Source organism: Phenylobacterium hankyongense (assembly GCF_003254505.1).
Taxonomy (GTDB): domain Bacteria; phylum Pseudomonadota; class Alphaproteobacteria; order Caulobacterales; family Caulobacteraceae; genus Phenylobacterium; species Phenylobacterium hankyongense.
In genome coordinates this window covers 24,840-43,370 of the sequence record NZ_QFYP01000001.1, presented here as the reverse complement: position 1 = coordinate 43,370, position 18,531 = coordinate 24,840, and the positions used below count along the sequence as shown (strand labels likewise).

General features: G+C 70.2%; 14 protein-coding genes. 6 read left to right on the top strand and 8 right to left on the bottom strand.

Annotation, left to right across the window (positions count from 1 at the left end):
• Positions 1-30: 30 nt before the first annotated feature.
• The gene (locus DJ021_RS00195; RefSeq protein WP_243625864.1) at positions 31-1,152 is read right to left on the bottom strand and encodes a DUF2336 domain-containing protein; all 1,122 of its coding nucleotides are present in this window, start codon (positions 1,150-1,152) and stop codon (positions 31-33) included.
• 129 nt (positions 1,153-1,281) lie between these two features.
• On the opposite strand from DJ021_RS00195, the gene glpK reads away from it, so the two are divergent.
• Together glpK and DJ021_RS00185 are read left to right on the top strand one after the other, a co-directional pair.
• Complete coding sequence (gene glpK / locus DJ021_RS00190) at positions 1,282-2,778, top strand: glycerol kinase GlpK (protein ID WP_111455610.1); 1,497 nt, start codon at positions 1,282-1,284, stop codon at positions 2,776-2,778.
• Positions 2,779-3,140: 362 nt separating this feature from the next.
• On the top strand, positions 3,141-4,250 hold the full coding sequence (locus DJ021_RS00185; protein WP_111455609.1) for a hypothetical protein: 1,110 nt from the start codon (positions 3,141-3,143) through the stop codon (positions 4,248-4,250).
• A gap of 62 nt (positions 4,251-4,312) precedes the next feature.
• Here the strand turns inward: DJ021_RS00185 and selD are convergent, their stop codons facing one another.
• Positions 4,313-5,356 carry a selenide, water dikinase SelD gene (gene selD, locus DJ021_RS00180; RefSeq protein WP_111455608.1) on the bottom strand — a complete coding sequence of 348 codons (1,044 nt, stop codon included), beginning with the start codon at positions 5,354-5,356 and terminating at the stop codon, positions 4,313-4,315.
• A gap of 28 nt (positions 5,357-5,384) precedes the next feature.
• Between selD and mnmH the strand changes: the two genes are divergently transcribed.
• The 4 genes from mnmH to DJ021_RS00160 all read left to right on the top strand — a co-directional run bounded on the left by mnmH (position 5,385) and on the right by DJ021_RS00160 (position 11,864).
• On the top strand, positions 5,385-6,485 hold the full coding sequence (gene mnmH, locus DJ021_RS00175; protein WP_243625863.1) for a tRNA 2-selenouridine(34) synthase MnmH: 1,101 nt from the start codon (positions 5,385-5,387) through the stop codon (positions 6,483-6,485).
• Between the two features lie 29 nt (positions 6,486-6,514).
• Positions 6,515-7,285 carry a class II aldolase/adducin family protein gene (locus tag DJ021_RS00170; RefSeq protein WP_111455606.1) on the top strand — a complete coding sequence of 257 codons (771 nt, stop codon included), beginning with the start codon at positions 6,515-6,517 and terminating at the stop codon, positions 7,283-7,285.
• Between the two features lie 194 nt (positions 7,286-7,479).
• Entirely contained in the window at positions 7,480-8,616 is a 1,137-nt protein-coding gene (locus DJ021_RS00165; protein ID WP_243625862.1) for an efflux RND transporter periplasmic adaptor subunit, read from the top strand.
• Entirely contained in the window at positions 8,616-11,864 is a 3,249-nt protein-coding gene (locus tag DJ021_RS00160) for an efflux RND transporter permease subunit (protein WP_111458907.1), read from the top strand. The genes DJ021_RS00165 and DJ021_RS00160 overlap by 1 nt, the downstream gene beginning before the upstream one ends.
• A gap of 227 nt (positions 11,865-12,091) precedes the next feature.
• On the opposite strand, the gene DJ021_RS00155 is transcribed toward DJ021_RS00160, so the two are convergent.
• The 6 genes from DJ021_RS00155 to DJ021_RS00130 form a co-directional block, all read right to left on the bottom strand.
• Positions 12,092-12,601: a c-type cytochrome gene (locus tag DJ021_RS00155; RefSeq protein ID WP_111455605.1), complete on the bottom strand. Its 510-nt coding sequence runs from the start codon at positions 12,599-12,601 to the stop codon at positions 12,092-12,094.
• An 85-nt stretch (positions 12,602-12,686) separates the two neighbouring features.
• Entirely contained in the window at positions 12,687-13,139 is a 453-nt protein-coding gene (locus tag DJ021_RS00150; protein WP_111455604.1) for a YaiI/YqxD family protein, read from the bottom strand.
• Between the two features lie 11 nt (positions 13,140-13,150).
• Entirely contained in the window at positions 13,151-13,645 is a 495-nt protein-coding gene (locus DJ021_RS00145) for a cupin domain-containing protein (protein WP_111455603.1), read from the bottom strand.
• Between the two features lie 81 nt (positions 13,646-13,726).
• Complete coding sequence (locus DJ021_RS00140; protein ID WP_111455602.1) at positions 13,727-15,814, bottom strand: glycoside hydrolase family 97 protein; 2,088 nt, start codon at positions 15,812-15,814, stop codon at positions 13,727-13,729.
• A gap of 65 nt (positions 15,815-15,879) precedes the next feature.
• A complete protein-coding gene (gene glk, locus DJ021_RS00135; protein ID WP_111455601.1) occupies positions 15,880-16,899 on the bottom strand; it encodes a glucokinase in 1,020 nt (339 codons plus the stop codon).
• Positions 16,896-18,287, bottom strand: coding sequence for a sugar MFS transporter (locus tag DJ021_RS00130; RefSeq protein WP_111455600.1), 1,392 nt, complete (start codon positions 18,285-18,287; stop codon positions 16,896-16,898). The genes glk and DJ021_RS00130 overlap by 4 nt, the downstream gene beginning before the upstream one ends.
• Positions 18,288-18,531 lie beyond the last annotated feature (244 nt).

Here is an 18,531-nt window from a genome sequence, read left to right as displayed (position 1 = left end):
GGCAAGCGCGGCGGCTTGTCAAACCCGCCTTCAGGCGGCGCCGGCCGCCTGGCGGAAGGCCGCGCCGGCCACCAGCGGCGAGACCGGTCCGAAGGCGCCGGCGGCCCTGCGGGCGCCCTCTGCGCCGCCGGAGGGGCGACCGGCGTTCAGCTCACGCACGGATTGCAGGATGGTCGGGAAGACGCTGCGGTCGATGCCGACGGCGGCGCAGGCCAGGGCCAGCAGTTCGGGCCGGTCGGAATCCAGCGCGCGGCGCACGTGCGATGTGTCGAAGCGGCCGAGGCGGGCGAGCGCGGTGGCGAACAGGGTCAGGCGCCCCTCGCGCAGGGCGCGCAGGAGGTAGCCCGGGCGCAGCTGGCCGGCGTCGTGCAGCTTGTCGATCAGCCGCCGCTCCATCTCCTCGCGCTCGCCGTCCCGGGCGATGATCACCACGCCCTCGGAGTCGGTGGCCACGGCGCCATGCGCCTCGCGCAGGGACTCGGCCAGCGCCTTCTCAAGGGCTGGGCTGTCGAGACGGAAGCGCTCGGCCAGCGCGTGGCGAACCGCCTGACCGACCCAGACGTAGAGCTGCATCGCCAGGTCGGAGGTCAGTTTCGGATGGCGCGACAGCGGCAGGCGCAGCGCCGCCACGCGGCGGGCCGCGGCCACCAGCTGGCGCATGTCGGCGTCGGTAAGCTCGGCGGTCGGATTGCCGGCCAGCGCCGTCAGCACGGCCGGTTCGGCCTGGCGCAGGATGGCGGCGACCACGACGCCGCCGAGGTTCGGCCGGCGGGCGACCTCGATCTGGTGCTCGATGGTGGCCTCGACCAGCAGGCGGACGAGGTTGTGCTCCTTGAGCACGGGACTGGCGGCGATGATCGGCCGGGCGATCTCGATCTCATCGAGGGCCAGCACGTTGACCAGGGCCGGCGGGGCCCAGTCGGCGGCGGCCAGCTTCTCGGCCAGGCGGCGGCGGATGTCGCGCTCCGCCTCGACCACCAGCTGCATGAAGATGGAGGACAACAGGTCCTGCACGGCGGCGACCTCGTGGGCCGGCGCGGCTTCGCCGGCGTCGCACAGGTCGACGATGGCCAGCAGCAGGCGCTCGCGGTCGGCGGGCGTCCGCCGCTTGGCGAGGTCCAGAAGGCTGTCGCTGCTCGCGGCGAGGCTCAAGCCGGATCCCCCATTTCCCTAGTCCGAACGAAGCCCTAAGCAGTCTGCAAGGTCCGTGTGAAAACATGTTTAAGGGCCGTAGACCATGTCCGGGCACGGACAGGTCAGAGGTCAAAGAGGGGGGCGAGAATGGCCGAGCCGCTGATCCTGGCGTTGGACCAGGGGACCACCAGCACACGGGCCATCCTGTTCGACGCCAAGGGCCAGGCGCTGGCGGAGGCCGGCCGGCCGCTGCAGCAGTTCTACCCGGCCGACGGCTGGGTGGAGCACGACGCCGACGAGATCTTCGAAGCCTGCGTCGCGGTGCTGCGCGAGGCCGTGCAGAAGGCGGCGCGCGGGATCGACGACGTCGCGGCCATCGGCATCACCAACCAGCGCGAGACGGTGGTGGTCTGGGACAGGGCCACCGGCAAGCCCATCCACCGCGCCATCGTCTGGCAGGACCGCCGCACGGCCGACGCCTGCGAGCGCCTGCGCGGAGAGGGCCACGAGGCGCGGGTGACCGAGATCACCGGCCTGCTGCTGGACCCCTATTTCTCCGGCGCCAAGATCGCCTGGCTGCTGGACCGGGTCGACGGCGCCCGCGCCCGGGCCGAGGCCGGCGAGCTCCTGGCCGGCACCATCGACAGCTGGGTGATCTGGAAGCTGACCGGCGGGCGCGTGCACGCCACCGACGCCACCAACGCCTCGCGCACCCTGCTGTTCGACATCCGCGCCCAGGCCTGGTCGGCGGAGATGGGCGAGATGCTGCGGGTCCCGCTGGGGCTGATGCCGGAGGTCCGCGACTGCGCCGGCGCGTTCGGCGAGACGGAGCCGGCGCTGCTCGGCCGCGCCGTGCCGATCTGCGGCGTGGCCGGCGACCAGCAGGCGGCGCTGATGGGGCAGGGCTGTATCCGCCCCGGCGAGATGAAGGCCACCTACGGCACCGGCTGCTTCATGCTGCTGAACACCGGCGAGACCCCGGCGCCCTCGCGCTCGCGGCTGCTGACCACGGTGGCGGCGCGGGTCGGCGGGCGAACCACCTATGCGCTGGAAGGCGCGATCTTCATCGCCGGCGCCGCCGTCCAGTGGCTGAACGAGGGGCTGAAGGTCGGCGGCGGGCCGACCGGCGCCGAGCAGCTGGCGGCCAGCGCCCGCGCTGACCACGGGGTGGTGCTGGTGCCGGCCTTCACCGGCCTCGGCGCCCCCTGGTGGGACGCCGGCGCCCGCGGCGCGGTGTTCGGCCTGACCCGCGACGCCGGGCTGCCCGAGATCGCCCAGGCGGCGTTTGACGCCAGCGCCCTGCAGACCCGCGACCTGCTCGAAGCCATGCGCGCCGATGCGCCGGACGCCTTCCACAACGGGGTGGAGATGCGGATCGACGGCGGCATGTCGCGCAGCGCCTGGTTCAGCCAGCGGCTGTCCGACCTGACCGGCATCTCGGTCTGCCGGGCGACCTACCAGGAGACCACGGCGCTGGGCGCGGCCCTGTTCGCCGGCGTCGGGGCCGGCGTCTACCGCGACGTGGAGGAGGCTGCGGCCTCGCGTCCCGGCACCGAGCGATTCCAGACGAAGATGGACGCTCATCGCCGCGAGGCGGCCTACGCGCGCTGGCTCGACGCCGTGGCGCGGGTGCGCGCCGAGTAGGCGCGCCGGGCAGGGCATCCGGCCCTGCGTTTCGATTGCATACAGAATTGAGGCTCGTGGCGGGCCCGACGGCGCTTTGCCCCGCCGACGGGCGGAGGATTCGCCCCCTCGACGTTGGGGAATGCATTTCTCCGAACAATGTTGTATACATGATCGAGCGTGGCCAGGGATCGACCGATCCTCCTCACGCCTCTGGGTCGAAACGCGCCGCCTGAAGCTGGGGGACTGCATGCAGAAATGGCTCATCACTGCGCTCGACTGCGCCGGCGTCCTGCTCCTGCCGGAGACCTAACGACCTTCAATGGCCCGCCGGGATCAACCGGACGGGCCTTTTTCATCTCTAGGGGAAACAAGGAAACGTCATGGACATCAAGAAAAGGGACTTCCTGCTGGCCGGCGCCGTGCTCGGCGCGGGCGTCGCAGCGACCCAGGCGATGGCGCAATCGCGCGGCAGCCGCCCGATCAACTCCGGCAAGCAGCCGTCCTCCGTCGACCTGAACTACAAGCCGCGGCGCCTGAACAAGTGCATCGAGCTGTGGGAGGACGGCCAGCCCATCTACTACACCGGCGCCGGCGTCGGCCCGGGCGTCGATCCGTACGAACAGGGCAAGAAGATGTGCAAGACCTGGGCGGACGCGATCAACTACGAGATGGAGCATGGCTGCTTCGACCTGAAGGAGCTGCGCGAGTTCATGCGCGGCCTCAAGGACGGCGGCGGCACCCGTTCAGGCCACCGGCTGCCGACGGTGTTCGTCTGCCCGCCGGTGATCGGCCTGGACGAAGCCTATGCGCGGGCCAACACCTGGGTGATCGAGCAGATCCTCTGCACCGGCGTCATGGGCATCCACATCTGCCACGCCCGCGATCCCAAGGCGATCGAGACCTACATGCACATGGGCTCGCGCTATCCGTTCCAGGACTTCCCCAACACGCCGAAGGTCAAGATGCAGGGCATCCGCGGCAACAGCGCCAGCTACGCGGCGGACATCTGGGGCGTCTCGGGCGGCACCTATCAGCACATCGCCGACCTGTGGCCGCTGAACCCCCGGGGCGAGATCATGTTCGGCGTGAAGATCGAGGACACCTACGCCGACAAGACCGTCGCCCAGACCCTGGCCATCCCCGGCCTGGCGATGGCGGAATGGGGCCCGGGCGACCACAACCTGTGGCTCAACGGCTATCACGGGGTTGAAGACGGCGGCCTCTCCGGCCACCCGGTGGTCCGTGACGCCAGCGGCAAGGTGATCGAGGACGTCTCGGCGCTCCCCAACATGGAAGCCGTGCGCGGCCGGGTGCTGGCGCAGTGCAAGACCAACAAGGTCATGTTCCTCAACGCCGCCGAAGTCGAGCCGGGCCACAACCACGTCATCCAGCAGATCAAGGACGGCACCATGGTGGTCGCAGCGGGCGGCGGCGGCGAAGACGTCGCCATCATCGGCCGCGAATTCACCAAGCGGAAAATGCCGGTCTAAGCCGGCGAGCGATCGAGAAAGCCTCAAGGGGCGGCCCGGCGGGCCGCCCCTTTTCCTTTGGGTCAGACCAGACGCACTTCCGGCGCGCCGTCGACCAGCCGTCCGACGACGCGGGCGTGGTCGAAGCCGCGGCGCCGCGCCAGCGCCAGCACCTCGTCGGCCTGGTCCTGGGCGACCGCGATCAGCAGGCCGCCGCTGGTCTGGGGGTCGGTGAGCAGGTCGCGGCGCCAGTCGGGAAGGTCGGCCGGCGCGCCGACCGCCTCGCCGTAGCTGGCCCAGTTGCGGGTCGAGGCGCCGGTGCGCACCCCGGCGCGGGCCAGGGCCTCGACGCCGGGCAGCAGGGCGGCGGCCTCGATCCTGATCTCCGCCGTCAGGCCCGCGCCGCGGCACATCTCGAGCGTGTGGCCCAGCAGGCCGAAACCGGTGACGTCGGTGACCGCATGGACGCCGTCGATGTCCGGCAGCTCGCGGCCGACCACGTTGAGCTGGGTGGTCGAGGCGATCAGCGCCGCATAGCCGGCCGGGTCGAGCCGTTCCTGCTTGAACGCGGCGCTGAGCACGCCGACGCCCAGCGCCTTGGTGAGGATCAGCACGTCGCCGGCGCGTGCGCGGCTGTTCTTCAGCACCTTGTCGGGATGCACCAGCCCCAGCGCCACCAGGCCGTAGATCGGCTCGACGCTGTCGATGGAGTGGCCGCCGGCCACCGGGATCCCCGCCGCGGCGCAGACCGAGGCGCCGCCTGCCAGGATCGCGCCGATGGTGTCGGGGGAGAGCTGGGCCACCGGCATGCCGACGATGGCCAGCGCCAGGATCGGCGCGCCGCCCATGGCATAGACGTCGGACAGGGCGTTGGTCGCCGCGATCCGTCCGAACTCGAAGGGGTCGTCGACCACCGGCATGAAGAAGTCGGTGGTGGCGATCAGCGCCTGGCTGTCGTTCAGCCGCCAGACCGCGGCGTCGTCGGAGGTCTCGGTCCCCACCATCAGGTCGGAGAACGCGGCCGCCGCCGGCATCCGGCTCATGATGTCGCGCAGCACCGCCGGCGCCAGCTTGCAGCCGCAGCCGCCGCCATGGGCGAGGGAGGTGAGGCGCACGGCGTCGGGCATTGAGCTCTCCAGGGGTGTTTTAGCGGCGATGCGGTATAGCACCGCGATGACCTTGCAGCTCACCGAAGACGTGAGCGCCGCCGCCCTGGCGCGCCATGACATGATCATCGACGTGCGCAGCCCCGGCGAGTTCGCCGAGGACCACGTGCCCGGCGCGGTCAACCTGCCGGTGCTGGACGACGCCGAGCGGGCCGAGGTGGGGACGATCTACGTCCGGGAATCGCGCTTCAAGGCCCGGCGGGTGGGCGCGGCCCTGGTGGCGCGCAACGTCGCCCGGCACCTGCAAGGGGCGCTGGCCGATCGCGACGGGTCGTTCGCGCCCCTGGTCTACTGCTGGCGCGGCGGCATGCGGTCCAACGCCATGGCCACCATCCTGTCGCAGGTGGGCTGGCGCACGACGGTGCTGAGCGGCGGCTACCGCACCTATCGGCGGCAGGTGACGGCGCGGCTCTACGACGGCGAGCTCGCCCTGCGCTTCGTGCTGCTCGACGGCCACACCGGGGCCGGCAAGACCGAGATCCTCCAGCGGCTCGGCGCGGGCGGCCTGCAGGTCCTCGACCTCGAAGGCCTGGCGGAGCACCGGGGCTCGCTGTTCGGCGGGCTCGGTCGCGCCCAGCCCAGCCAGAAGCTGTTCGAGAGCCGGTTGCTCGCGGCCCTCGACGGCCTCGATCCGGCGCGCGTCGTGGTGGCGGAGGCCGAGAGCAGCAAGATCGGCGACCGCATGGTGCCGCCGGCGCTGTGGAAGCGGTTGGCCGAAGCGCCGCACATCGAGCTCGCCGCCGCGCGGCCGGCGCGCGCCCGCTATCTGGTGGCCGCCTATGGCGACATCGTCGGCGACCGCGCGGCCCTGGAGACGGCGTTCGGTCAGCTCCCCGTCTATCCCAGCCGCAAGCGCCTGGAGAACTGGCGGGCCCTGGCCGACGCCGGGGCCTTCGCGGAACTCGCCGAAGCGCTGGTCGAACTGCACTACGATCCGGCCTACGACCGCGCGCGCCGCAAGGCCGGCCGTCCGACGCTGGGCCGCATCGAGCTCGACCCGTCGGACCCTGCCAGCCAGGCCGCCGCGGCCGAGGCGGCGACCCGGCTCATCGGCGCGCTTGACGCTGGCGGTGCGCGGCGCGACCCTTAACGGCGATAATCCTGGAACAGGAGACCCCGATGGCGGACGGATCGGTGACCGGCGTGACTTCGCTGAAGGGCAAGGTGAGCGCCGAGGAGTGGCAGGCGCGGGTTGACCTGGCCGCGCTCTACCGGCTGGTGGCCCTGCACGGGTGGGACGACCTGATCTACACCCACATCTCGGCCCGCATCCCGGGACCCGAGCACCATTTCCTGATCAACCCCTACGGCATGCTGTTCGACGAGATGACGGCCTCGTCGCTGGTGAAAATCGACCTGGAAGGCAATATTCTCCAGGAGACGCCCTATTTCATCAATCCGGCGGGCTTCACCATCCACTCGGCGATCCACCACGCCCGGGAGGACGCCCGGTTCGTCATGCACCTGCATACCGACCACGGCGTGGCGGTGGCCGCGAACAGGGAAGGCCTGCTGCCGCTGTCGCAGCATGCGCTGATCGTCATGCCGCAGGTCGCCTACCATGACTACGAGGGCATCGCCCTGAACCTCGACGAGCGCGAGCGCCTGGTCGCCGACATCGGCGCCAAGAACCTGATGCTGCTGCGCAATCACGGCACGCTGTCGGTGGGCGACACCGCCGCCAACTGCTGGATCGGCATGTATTACCTGGAGCGCGCCTGCAAGATGCAGGTGATGGCGCTGTCGGCCGGTCGCGAGAACCTGCTGCTCGCCCCCGAGGCCTCGCAAAACGAGGTCAGGAGCCAGGTGTCGCGCGGGATCGGCGGGGCGCTGGCCTGGCCGGGCTCGCTGCGCCGGCTGGATCGGGAATTGCCGGGCTACGACGCCTAGCAGAGGTCAGGTTCGCCGCCTCGACGAGGCGCTCTGATCCGGGCGCCTGGCGCCTTTTCGCCACCTTGTTGCAGAACAGAAACGCAAAGCCATCGTTCTGTTACTGGACGGAGTGTATGCGAAGCACTTAAGAGCCCCCTGATTTAGTCCCTGATTGCGCCTTGATGTCCGAGGCCACGGAGCACCTTGGCTTGTTGAGACGCCACTTTTTCCTGGTCTGCGCCCTCGTGGTCCTGATGGTGATGGTCATCGTCGGCGGCCTGAAGCTGGCGTCTAAGCGCGGACAGGGTCCGGCCGCCGGCGCGGAGGCGGCCGGTATGCAAGGATCCGGAGGCGAGAGCGCCGGCGGACACCGGGGCGGACGCGGCGGCGGCCCGACGCAGGTCTCCACCGCCACGGTCCAGGCCCGCACCTTCACCGATTCGATCGAAGTGCTGGGCGTCGCCAAGGGCCGCCAATCGGTGACCCTGACGGCGGCCACCACCCAGCTGGTGGACAAGGTGCGCTTCACCGACGGCCAGTTCGTGCCGCGCGGCGCGATCCTGGTGGAGCTCAAGAACACCGAACAGGACGCCGGCCTCGCCCAGGCCGAGGCGCGGCTCGTGCAGGCGCAGCGCGAGTACGACCGCTGGAAGGCGCTTGGCCAAAAGGGCTTCGCCGCGAAATCCGCGATCGACCAGTACCAGTCGGCCTACCTGTCCGCGCAGGCCGACGTCGCGGTCGCCAAGGCGCGCCAGGCCGACCGGCTGATCCGCGCGCCGTTCTCCGGCGTGGTCGGGCTGTCCGACATCGCGCCTGGGGCGCTGGTCAATCCGGGCGCCCCAATCGTGACGCTGGACGACGTTTCCGCCATGCGGGTCGATTTCCAGGTGCCGGAGCGCTATCTGGCGCAGCTGGCTCCGGGCCAGCCGATCGCCGCCCACGTCGACGCCTACCCCGGCGTCACGATCAAGGGCCGCATCGCCCAGCTCGACACCCGGGTCGACGAGCGCACCCGGGCGATCACCGCGCGCGCCGAATTCCCCAACGCCGATCGGCGGCTGAAGCCCGGCATGATGATCCGCGTGTCCATCGCGCGGGGAACCCGCCAGGGGGTGGCGGCGCCGGAATCCGGCCTCCAGGTCCAGGGCGACTCCGCCTTCGTCTACGTGCTGCGTGCGCACGGCAAGGGCACGACCACCGAGCAGCGCCCGGTGATCACCGGGCTGCGGCAGGACGGGTTCGTGGAGATCACCGAGGGTCTGCGGTCCGGTGAGCAGGTGGTCGCTGACGGCCTGAACAAGATCCAGCCGGGCCAGCCGGTCCGCGTGGCGAGCGGCCCCGCCGCATGATGCTCTCCGACATCTCCGTCCGGCGGCCGGTCTTCGCCGCGGTGGCGGCGATCATCCTGTGCGTCATCGGCCTGGCCAGCTTCACCGCCCTGCCGGTGCGGGAGCTGCCGAGCGTCGATCCGCCCGTGGTGTCGGTGCAGACCACCTATCGCGGCGCCTCGGCCGAGGTGGTCGAGGAGCGGATCACCCAGGTCATCGAGCGCCAGGTCGCCGGCATCCAGGGCATCGACCGGGTCAACTCGTCCTCGCGCGACGGGCAGTCGCGGATCAGCATTTCGTTCACCCTCGACCGCAACCTGGACGAGGCGGCGAACGACGTGCGCGACGCGGTCAGCCGCGTGACCGCCAACCTGCCCCTGCAGGCCGACCCGCCGCAGATCGCCAAGGCCAACGCCGACGCCCAGCCGATCGTGTTCCTGAGCATGATCTCCACCTCCCTGAACCGGCTGCAGCTCTCCGACTACGCCAACCGCTACCTGGTGGAGCGGCTGTCGACGGTGCCCGGCGTGGCGCAGGTGTTCCTGGCGGGATCGCAGCTCTATTCCATGCGGATCTGGCTCGATCCCAACGCCATGGCGGCGCGCGGCATCACCGTCTCCGACGTCGAGAACGCGCTAAACAGCCAGAACCTCGAGCTGCCGGCCGGCGCGCTGGAAGCGCCCGCCAAGGACTTCACCATCCGTGTCGCCCGGGGCTATTCGACCGCCGCCGAGTTCGCGCGGATGCCTATCGTGCCCGGCAATTCGGCGGCCACGACCACCACGCGCACCCAGACCCAGGGGACCGCCGCGCTGGGCGGCACGGCGGCCACGGCCGGCGCGGCGCAGGGGACGATGTCGACCATGTCGACGTCCAGCATCTCCAGCGGCTACGTGACCCGCCTGGGCGACATCGCGCGGGTGGAGGAGGGGCCGGACGAGCGCCGGCGGCTGTTCCGGTCCAACGGCGCCGACCAGGTCGGCATCGCCATCACCCGCCAGTCGCAGGCCAACGACCTGGAGATCTCCGACGGGGTCACCAAGGCGGTCGCCGAGATCAACAAGACCCTGCCCAAGGGCACCAAGATCATCGTCGCCATCGACTACACGGCCTTCACCCGCCATGCGATCCAGGAGGTGTGGATCACCATGGGGATCTCGCTGGCGCTGGTGGCGCTGGTCAACTTCCTGTTCCTGGGCACCTGGCGGGCGGCGCTGATCCCCTCGGTCGTGGCGCCGATCTGCGTCCTGTCGACCTTCATCGTGCTGGCCCCGCTGGGCTTCTCGATCAACCTGTTGACCCTGCTGGCGCTGGTGCTGGCGATCGGCCTGGTGGTCGACGACGCCATCGTGGTGGTGGAGAACATCCAGCGACGCATCGACGAGGGCGAGCCGCCGATCGTCGGCGCGCAGCGCGGCGCGCGGCAGGTGTTCTTCGCCGTCGTCGCCACCACCATCGTGCTGATCGCGGTGTTCGCGCCGCTGATGTTCATGCCCGGCTATATCGGCCGGCTGTTCGTCGAGCTGGCGGTGGCCATCGCCGCGGCGGTGGCGTTCTCGGCGGTCCTGGCGCTCAGCCTGTCGCCGATGCTGGCGTCGAAGCTGTTGCGGCCTGCGCATGGCGAAGGCTTCCTGGCGCGCAACGTCGACCGGGGCATGAACGCCCTGCGCGCCTCCTACCAGGCCTCGCTGGAGGGGCTGCTCGGCCGCACGACGGCGACCATCGCGGCCGGCGGCCTGGTGCTGTTGCTGGCGCTCACCGCGGCCCTGCTGTTCCAGACCCTGCCGAAGGAGCTGGTGCCGAACGAGGACCGCGGACGGGTCGACATCGGCGTCCAGGCGCCGGAGGGCTCCGGCTACGACTACACCTTCAAAATCGCCAAGCAGGTCGAGAGGCGCCTGCAGGAGCTGCGCCGTCAGGGCATCGCCGAGCGCTACACCGTCTCGATCCCCGGCTTCGGCAACAACCAGTTCAATTCCGGCAACGCCAACGTGCTGCTGCCTGACAACGCCAAGCACAAGGTCACCTCGCAGGACCTCGCCGCGCAGCTGAACCGCGAATTCTCCTCGATCACCGGGGCGCGTGTGGTCGCCTCGGTGCGGCCCAGCCTGCAGCGGGGCGGCGGCGGCGGCGGCAGCAACGTCGACCTCATCCTGCTGGGCGACGAGTACCCGCAGATCGACGCCGTCGTGCAGCCCCTGCTGACCGCGGCGCAGAACAATCCCGGCATGGCCCGCGCCCGCCTGGACTACGAGCCCACCAGCCCGCGGCTGCTGGTCAACATCGACAAGGAGAAGGCCGCGGCCCTCGGCGTGTCGGCGCAGTCGGTGGGCAGTGCGCTGCAGGCGCTGTTCGGCTCCGAGAAGGTCACCACCTACGTCAAGTCGGGCCAGGAATACGACGTCATCCTGCAGACCGACCGCGCCCAGCGGATGACCGAGCAGGACCTGAGCAAGGTCTACGTGCGCGCCAACTCCGGCGCGACGGTGCCGTTGTCGGCGGTGACCACCAGCAAGGTGAGCGGCGACACGCCCAACCGCGTCCGGGTCGACCGGTTGCGGTCCATCACCCTCTCGGTGCAGCTGAACCCCGGCTACACGGTGGGCGACGCGGTGAAGTTCTTCGACGCCGAGATCGCCCGCCAGAGCACCGGCGCGAGCCACAAGTGGGGCGGCATGGCCCGCGACTACCTGGAGGCCGGCGGCTCGGTGGGCCTGGCCTTCGGCCTGGCGCTGCTGCTGGTGTTCCTGGTGCTGGCCGCGCAGTTCGAGAGCTGGATCCACCCGGCCGTGATCATGTTGACGGTGCCGGTGGCGGCGCTGGGCGGCCTCTTCGGCCTGCTGGTCTCCGGCTCGACGATCAACACCTACAGCGAGATCGGCCTGATCATCCTGGTGGGGATCGCGGCCAAGAACGGCATCCTGATCGTGGAGTTCGCCAACCAGCTGCGCGACGAGGGCCTGTCGATCCGCGAGGCGGTGATCGAGAGCGCCTCCCTGCGGCTGCGCCCGATCATCATGACCTCGATCTCGGCGGCGGCGGGCGCGATCCCGCTGATCGTCTGGGGCGGGGCCGGCGGCGAGAGCCGCAAGACCATCGGGGTGACCATCTTCTTCGGCGTGATCTTCGCCACCCTGGTGACGCTGTTCGTGGTGCCGGTGTTCTACAATCTGCTGGCGCGGTTCACGAAGTCGCCGCAGGCCACCGCGCGGCGGATCGAGGCGTTCGAGGACGCCGAGAAGGCCGGCGTCGCCAACGCCGCGGAGTAGGTCGGGGCCCCAAAAAGGAGGCCTTCCCCTTGTGGGGGAAGGCCAAAAGCGGGACGCGCCGAGCGGAGCAGGGGATGCCCGTTCTGCGCGCTCCGCACCGGCATTGGGGACGCCGGGGCGGAGGGAAGTCGTCGGACAGATGCAGGTTCGACGGACCGAGGATGCGCCCGGCCGTATTTCTCGTCAAGGTTGTCTAGACACCTAAATCGCGTCAGGGGAGAGCGGGACTATTGCGGCTTGTAGCCGCTCTCGACCATCAGATAGGCGATGACGTCGGTGCGGTCCTTCGGGTCCTTGAAACCCGGGAAGGTCATCTTGGTGCCGGGCACCATGGCCTTCGGATCGGCGAGCCACTGGTCCAGGTGCTGCGGGTCCCAGGTGAAGCCGGCGGCCCTCATCGGGTCGGAGAAGTGGAAGCTCGCCGGCTGCATGCCGGCTTTCTCGCCGATGATGCCATGCAGGTTGGGGCCGGTCATGTTGGGGCCCCCCGCGGTGATCGTGTGGCAGGAACTGCAGAGCGCGAACTTGCCCTGGCCGTTGGCGAGGTCGGCGGTGTTGTAGGGCGCCGGCAGCGACGCCAGGATGGCCTTCTTGTCGGCCTCGGTCGGCTCGGCGGCCTGGGGGGCGCCGGAGGTGGCCTGGGCGCTCTGGTCGGGCTGCTGGGTGGAGGACTTCCCGCAACCCGAAAGACCGACCGCGACGGCCGCGGCGGTGAGCGTCAAGACCAGGCTGCGCATGGAAATCCTCCTCGGAAAACGGCCGGCAAGCTAGCGCAAGGCGAAGCCGATGCAAGCGGCGCGATCGGCGATGGCCGCCCGGCCTTCAGCGCCGCTTGCGCCCCTCGCGGTTGACCGCCTCGTCCAGCGCCTGGAGGAAGCGCGAGCGGTCGGACCGGTCGAACGGCCGCGGGCCGCCGGTGATCTCTCCGGTCGAGCGGATGTGCTCCATGATCGAGCGTTGGGCGAGCGCCTGGCCGATGGAATCCGGCGTGAACGGCCGCCCGTTCGGGGCGATCGCCGCGGCGTCCTTCTTCAGCACCCGGTCGGCCAGCGGGATGTCGTTGGTGACCACGATGTCGCCCGGCTCCGCCTGGTCGGCGATCCAGTCGTCCGCCACGTCGGGACCGGCCTCGACGATCCGGCGCTCGATCAGCGGCGAGGGCGGGATGGCGATGAAGCTGTTGGACACCACGAAGGTCTTCAGGCCGTAGCGGGCGGCCACCTTGTAGATCTCATCCTTCACGGGACAGGCGTCGGCGTCGATGAAGATGCGCATGGCGAGCTCGGCTAGGAGGCCGCGGCCGGGGTGTGGACGGAGATCACCACCAGGCGATCCACCGCGCTGAACCAGTGGGGCGTGTTCGGCGGGATCATTAGTACGTCGCCGCGGGCGATGCGGCGGGACTCGCCGCCGGCCACCGAGGCGCCGTTCAGGTTGCCGCCGTTGGCGGGCGTCGGATCCACCAGGACGCCGCCGACCACCAGGGTCGCCGAGCCCTCCAGGACGTAGAACATCTCCATCTCGGCCTTGTGCAGATTGGCCGGACCGAGGCTCGCCCGGTAGTCGAGCCGCGCCATGGCCGGCGGCAGGCGCAGCAGGGGTAGGGAAACCAGCGCCTGGCCGTCCTTCCGCTGCTGCTTGGCCTGGGCGATCAGGGCGTCGAGCTCGGCCGAGGCGGCGAAGGTCTTGATCGCCGCGGGCGGCGCGGCCGCGGCCGTCTGGGCATGGACGGGGACGGCCAGAGCCATGGCGGCCGAGGCGGCGGCCAGGAACGTCTTCATCGAACTCACTCTCCCCCAACGTCGGATCAGCATGAGGCCATGCCACATCCGACGCCAGGGCGCCCAGAGCGCTGACGGCGGCTAGGGGCGGGGCTTCGCCGGGCGCTCGGGGCCGCGCAGCCTGCGCCCTCCGTCGATCGGCGTGAAACGGATCGCCTGACCGCCGCCCGGCGCGAGGCGCAGGGTCAGGGTGTCGGCGGCGGTCACCTGGCGCTGCTCGATGACGATGTCGCTGGGCGCCTTCTTCCAGTCGGCGCCCGGGCCGTCGCGATAGATCTCCGCGCGATACCGCCGGCCGGGATCGAGGAATCCGAGCTGGACCGTCAGGGCCCGGCCGAACTCGTCGCTGATCGAACCCAGATACCAGTCGTCGGACTTGCGGTCCTTCCGCGCGATGGTGACGAAGTCGCCGACCTCGCCGTTCAGCACGCGCGTGTCGGACCAGTCGGTCGGCACCTCCTCGATGAACTTGAAGGGCTTCGGGTTGGCCTCGTAGTTCTCGATCCGGTCGGCGGCCATCTGCACGGGGCTGTAGAGTACCACGTACAGCGCCAGCTGCTTCGCCCAGGTGGTCGGCACCCCGTCGGGCGAGCGGGTCTTCATGCCGAACACCCCCGGCGTGAAGTCCATCGGCCCCCTCAGCATGCGGGTGAAGACGAGGTTGGTCTCGTGCTCGGGCGGATTACCCGGGTTACCCCAGGCGTTGTATTCCTGGCCGCGGGCGCCTTCGCCTGAGACCCAGTTGGGATAGGTGCGGCGAAGGCCGGTGTCCTTGATCGGCTCGTGGGTGTCGATCGCGACATGGTGGCGGGCCGCAGCCTCCACGACCTTGAGGTAGTGGCGGGCCATGTCCTGGCTCTCGTGCCAGGTCAGGTGCGGCTTGCCGTCCAGGCCGATGACCTGGGCCTGGGCGGCGTCGGAGACATAGCCGGTCTTGACCGTGCTGATCCCGAGCTGCTCGTCGAGGGCGAAGGCCGCGTCCATCTGGCTCTCGTAGCGGGCGGCGTTGGCCCCGGTCTCGTGGTGGCCGATCAGCTGCACGCCCTTGGATCTGGCGTAGGCGGTGACCTTCTTGAGGTCGAAGTCGGCGGCCGGTTCGGTGAAGCTGAACTCGTCGCCGTGGCCGAACCACTCGCCGTCCCAGCCCTTGTTCCAGCCCTCCACCAGCACGCCGCCGAAGCCGTGCGCCGCGGCGAAGTCGATGTAGCGCAGGGTCTCGGCGGTCGTGGCTCCGTGGCGCGGGCCGGTGCTCCAGGTCTTCTTGTCGAGGTGCATGTCCCACCAGATGCCGACGAACTTGGTGGGCTTGAACCAGGACACGTCGCCCAGCTTGTTCGGCTCGTTCAGGTTCAGGATCAGGTTGGACATGTAGAGCCCGCCGGCGCTGTCGGCGATCTGCAGGGTGCGCCAGGGGGTGGGGAAGGGGGCGGTGCGGGTCACCTTGGCGTCGCCGACGCTGGGCGTCAGGGCGGCCTTGAAGCGGCGGCCCTCGACCCGGGCCAGGTTCATGCCGGAGTAGTCCACCAGCGCCGCCTCGTGGATCGCCACGTGCAGGCCGTCGGCGAAGCGCACGGTCATCGGGGTCTGGGCGAGCCCCACCTCCTCGATGCGGGTGCGGTTGTAGAGATATTCCTCGCGGTCCCACTCGAAGGCGGTGTTCCACCAGGCCTCGCCCGGCTGGGCCATGACGAACTCGGTGAGCTCCTCGCCGATCTTGACGGTCTTGAGCTGGGGCTGGTCCGGGAACTCGTAACGGAAGCCGACCCCGTCGTCGTAGAGGCGGAACACCACGTCGATACGGCGTTTCAGCCCGCCGATCTCGGTCAGGCCCACGCGCAGTTCGTTGAAGCTGTTGCGGATATGGCGCCACTCGCCCCACGGCTGCTCCCAGGTCTCGTCGACCGATCGCCGGCCAAGGTCCGAGGCCACCAGGCTGCGGTCGAACTTCGGCGCGTCGACGAACAGGAACCCGAGCTTGGAGGGCGCGATCACCGGCTTGCCGAGGCGGCTGATCGCATAGCTGGCGCGGCCGTCGCCGTCGGTGGAGACCTCGACGGTGAGCACGTCGCCCGGCGAGGAGGCGTGGATCGGCGTCGCCGCCAGGGCGGGCGTCGCCGCCAACAGCAGGCCGATGAACAGCAGGCGACAGAGCGGGATGAGGAAGGTCATGGCGGCGCTTTCATTCGCGCTGAGGCCCGCCGCATCGGTCCGCGGGGCTCAGGCGTGGTTGTGGTTCAGGGGACATCGGCGGCCATGGCCAAGCTACTCGCATCGCGGCCAGGCTGAAGGGACTGCGCCGCGCCGAGCAGCGCCGCGAAGGGATGCAGGATGACCTGGGTCGCGATGGGCTCCAGGTAGCCCACGAAACGACCCTTGGCTTCGAACCGGCGGCGGAAGGCGCTCTGGCGGAGCCAGTCGACGATGTTGGCGGCGATGCCGCCGCCGAGGTAGACGCCACCGCGCGCGCCATAGACCAGGGCGATGTCGCCGGCGGCTGCGCCGTAGATGGCGCAAAACCGATCGAGGCTCTCGACGCACAGGGCGTCCTCGCCGGCCGTGGCCCGGGTGACGATCGCCTCGGGGGTCAGGGGCTCAGGCTCCCGGCCATCGATGCGCGCCAGCGCCGCTCGCAGGTTGACCAGGCCGGGCCCGGACAGCAGCCGCTCGAGCGACACCCGACCGAACTGGGTGGTGAGTTGGCGCAGGATCTCGATCTCGATCTCGTCGCCGGGCGCGAAGGCGATGTGTCCGCCCTCGGTGGTGGCAATGGCCTCGGAGCGCCCGTCGCGCACGGCCGCCGAGACGCCCAGGCCGGTGCCTGCGCCCAGGACGACCACGGTCTCCTCGGCCGCCGTGGGCGGGGTCGCCCCGATCGCGCCCAGGTCCTGCGGCTCCAGATGGCGCACGGACAGGGCCAGGGCGGTGTAGTCGTTGATCACCCGCGCCGACGAAAAGCCGGCGTCGATCAGCGCCGCCTCCGAGACGCGCCAGGCGCCGTTGGTCAGTGCGGCGGCGCCTCCGGTGACCGGCCCGGCCACCGCGATGGCGGCGGCGCGGGGACGCGCGCCTTGGGCCGACGCGCCGCGGAGATAGTGATCGATAGCCTGCTCGACGCCCGGATAGTCGGCGCACAGGAAGCTCTCGCAGGCGAAGAGGCGCGGGGTCGGGCCGGTGATGTCCGCGAGCGCAAAGCGCGCGTTGGTGCCGCCCACATCCCCGACCAGCTGCAGGCCGGACCGCGACGCAGGACTCACGGGGCGGTCATCGCCGGCGCGACCTCGCCGGCCGGCCGCGAATGGCTGAACTGGCCATAGAGCGCGACCAGCGCGTAGCAGGCGATCGGCACCGCGAACGCCAGGCTGAGCCCGACCACATCGGCCGTCGCCCCGGTGATGAAGGGAATGATCGCCCCGCCGACGATCGCCATGCACAGCAGGCTGGAGGCCTGCGGCGTCTTCGGACCCATGCCGTCGATGGCCAGGGTGAAGATCGTGGGGAACATGATCGAGTTGAACAGGCCCACGGCGATGATCGCCGCCACCGCGGTCCAGCCCGTGCTCGCGGCCGAGACGGCGACCAGCAGCCCGGCCGCCAGGGCGCAGAGACTGAGCAGCCGGCCGGCCGGGGCCCGCAGGAACAGGGCGCCGGAGCCGATCAGCCGGCCGACCATGGCCGCGCCCCAGTAGAAGGACACCATCTTGCCGGCGTCCTGGGCGGTGTGAAGGCAGGGGTAGAACACCCGCAGCAGGTCGAAGGCGACGGGGTGGCAGGCGACGCCGGCGGTGTGGCCCAGGATCTTGGGCTGCAGCAGGTAGTTGACCATCAGGCTGCCGATGGAGACCTCCGCGCCGACGTAGAGGAAGATCGCGAGCACGCCGAGCGCCAGGCGCGGGCGGCGCAGAAGCCTGAAGCTCGCCAGCCCGGTCTCGTTACGCGCGGGGGCCGGGACCGCGGTGTTGTTGCGGAACAGCCAGAAGATCACCGCCAGCGCGATCAGCCCGATGGCGATGCCGAGGAAGGGCGCCTGCACGGCATGGGCCTCAGTGACCCGGTAGCTCTCGAGCAGGGCGGGCGGCGTGGTCTTCGGATCGGGCGGGGTCACGCCGCTCCTGAGGATGACGGCGGCGCCGATGAACGGGCCGATGAAGGTCCCGAGGGAGTTGAACGCTTGCGCCAGGTTCAGCCGGAAGTGCGACTTGTCGGGCGAGCCCAGGATCGCGATCAGCGGATTGGCCGCAACCTGCAGCGTGGTGATGCCGGCCGCCATGATGAACAGCGCCGCCAGGAAGCCCCAATAGACTCCCGCCGAGGCGGCCGGGGCGAACATCAGGCATCCAAGCGCCATCACCACCAGGCCGGCGACGATGCCGCGCAGGTAGCCGATCCGCGACAGCAGCATGCCGGCCGGCACGGAGATGACGAAGTAGGCGATGAAGAAGGCGAACTGGGTCAGCATCGCCTGGGCGTAGTTCAGGGCGAAGAGCCCCTTCAGCTTGGGGATCAAGGTGTCGATCATCACCGTGGCGAAGCCCCAGGCGAAGAACAGCATCACCACGAAGGGGACCAGCCAGGTGGCCACTCCGGCGGCGGTCGCCAGGGCGCCCGGCGCGCGCGCGCCGACGGGAGATGCGGTCTGGCCCATGGTTTCCTCGTCCTTGCCCGCAGGTTCTTGGCGATGCGATTCAGCGTCACCATAAATCGCTCCCGACAGCGCTGTCAATTTCCGGAATTGACGAGAGTGTCACAAATGTCACGCCGGCCGACAATGGCCGGCCCTATTTGACAGAGCCGTGAAATCCCCACTGGTCAAGCTTGCGGACTTCGTCATACATATCGCGGTGCGTCGAGAATCCGGCGCGGTGAATGCGGTGCGGTTGCGCCGTTTT

What these genes read in the sequence shown, in the direction of transcription:
- glpK (WP_111455610.1), top strand. Translation starts at nt 1,282, where the DNA reads ATGGCCGAGCCGCTGATCCTGGCGTTGGACCAGGGGACCACCAGCACA.
- DJ021_RS00185 (WP_111455609.1), top strand. Translation starts at nt 3,141, where the DNA reads ATGGACATCAAGAAAAGGGACTTCCTGCTGGCCGGCGCCGTGCTCGGC.
- selD (WP_111455608.1), bottom strand. Translation starts at nt 5,356, where the DNA reads ATGCCCGACGCCGTGCGCCTCACCTCCCTCGCCCATGGCGGCGGCTGC.
- mnmH (WP_243625863.1), top strand. Translation starts at nt 5,385, where the DNA reads ATGCGGTATAGCACCGCGATGACCTTGCAGCTCACCGAAGACGTGAGC.
- DJ021_RS00170 (WP_111455606.1), top strand. Translation starts at nt 6,515, where the DNA reads ATGGCGGACGGATCGGTGACCGGCGTGACTTCGCTGAAGGGCAAGGTG.
- DJ021_RS00160 (WP_111458907.1), top strand. Translation starts at nt 8,616, where the DNA reads ATGCTCTCCGACATCTCCGTCCGGCGGCCGGTCTTCGCCGCGGTGGCG.
- DJ021_RS00155 (WP_111455605.1), bottom strand. Translation starts at nt 12,601, where the DNA reads ATGCGCAGCCTGGTCTTGACGCTCACCGCCGCGGCCGTCGCGGTCGGT.
- DJ021_RS00150 (WP_111455604.1), bottom strand. Translation starts at nt 13,139, where the DNA reads ATGCGCATCTTCATCGACGCCGACGCCTGTCCCGTGAAGGATGAGATC.
- DJ021_RS00145 (WP_111455603.1), bottom strand. Translation starts at nt 13,645, where the DNA reads ATGAAGACGTTCCTGGCCGCCGCCTCGGCCGCCATGGCTCTGGCCGTC.
- DJ021_RS00140 (WP_111455602.1), bottom strand. Translation starts at nt 15,814, where the DNA reads ATGACCTTCCTCATCCCGCTCTGTCGCCTGCTGTTCATCGGCCTGCTG.
- DJ021_RS00130 (WP_111455600.1), bottom strand. Translation starts at nt 18,287, where the DNA reads ATGGGCCAGACCGCATCTCCCGTCGGCGCGCGCGCGCCGGGCGCCCTG.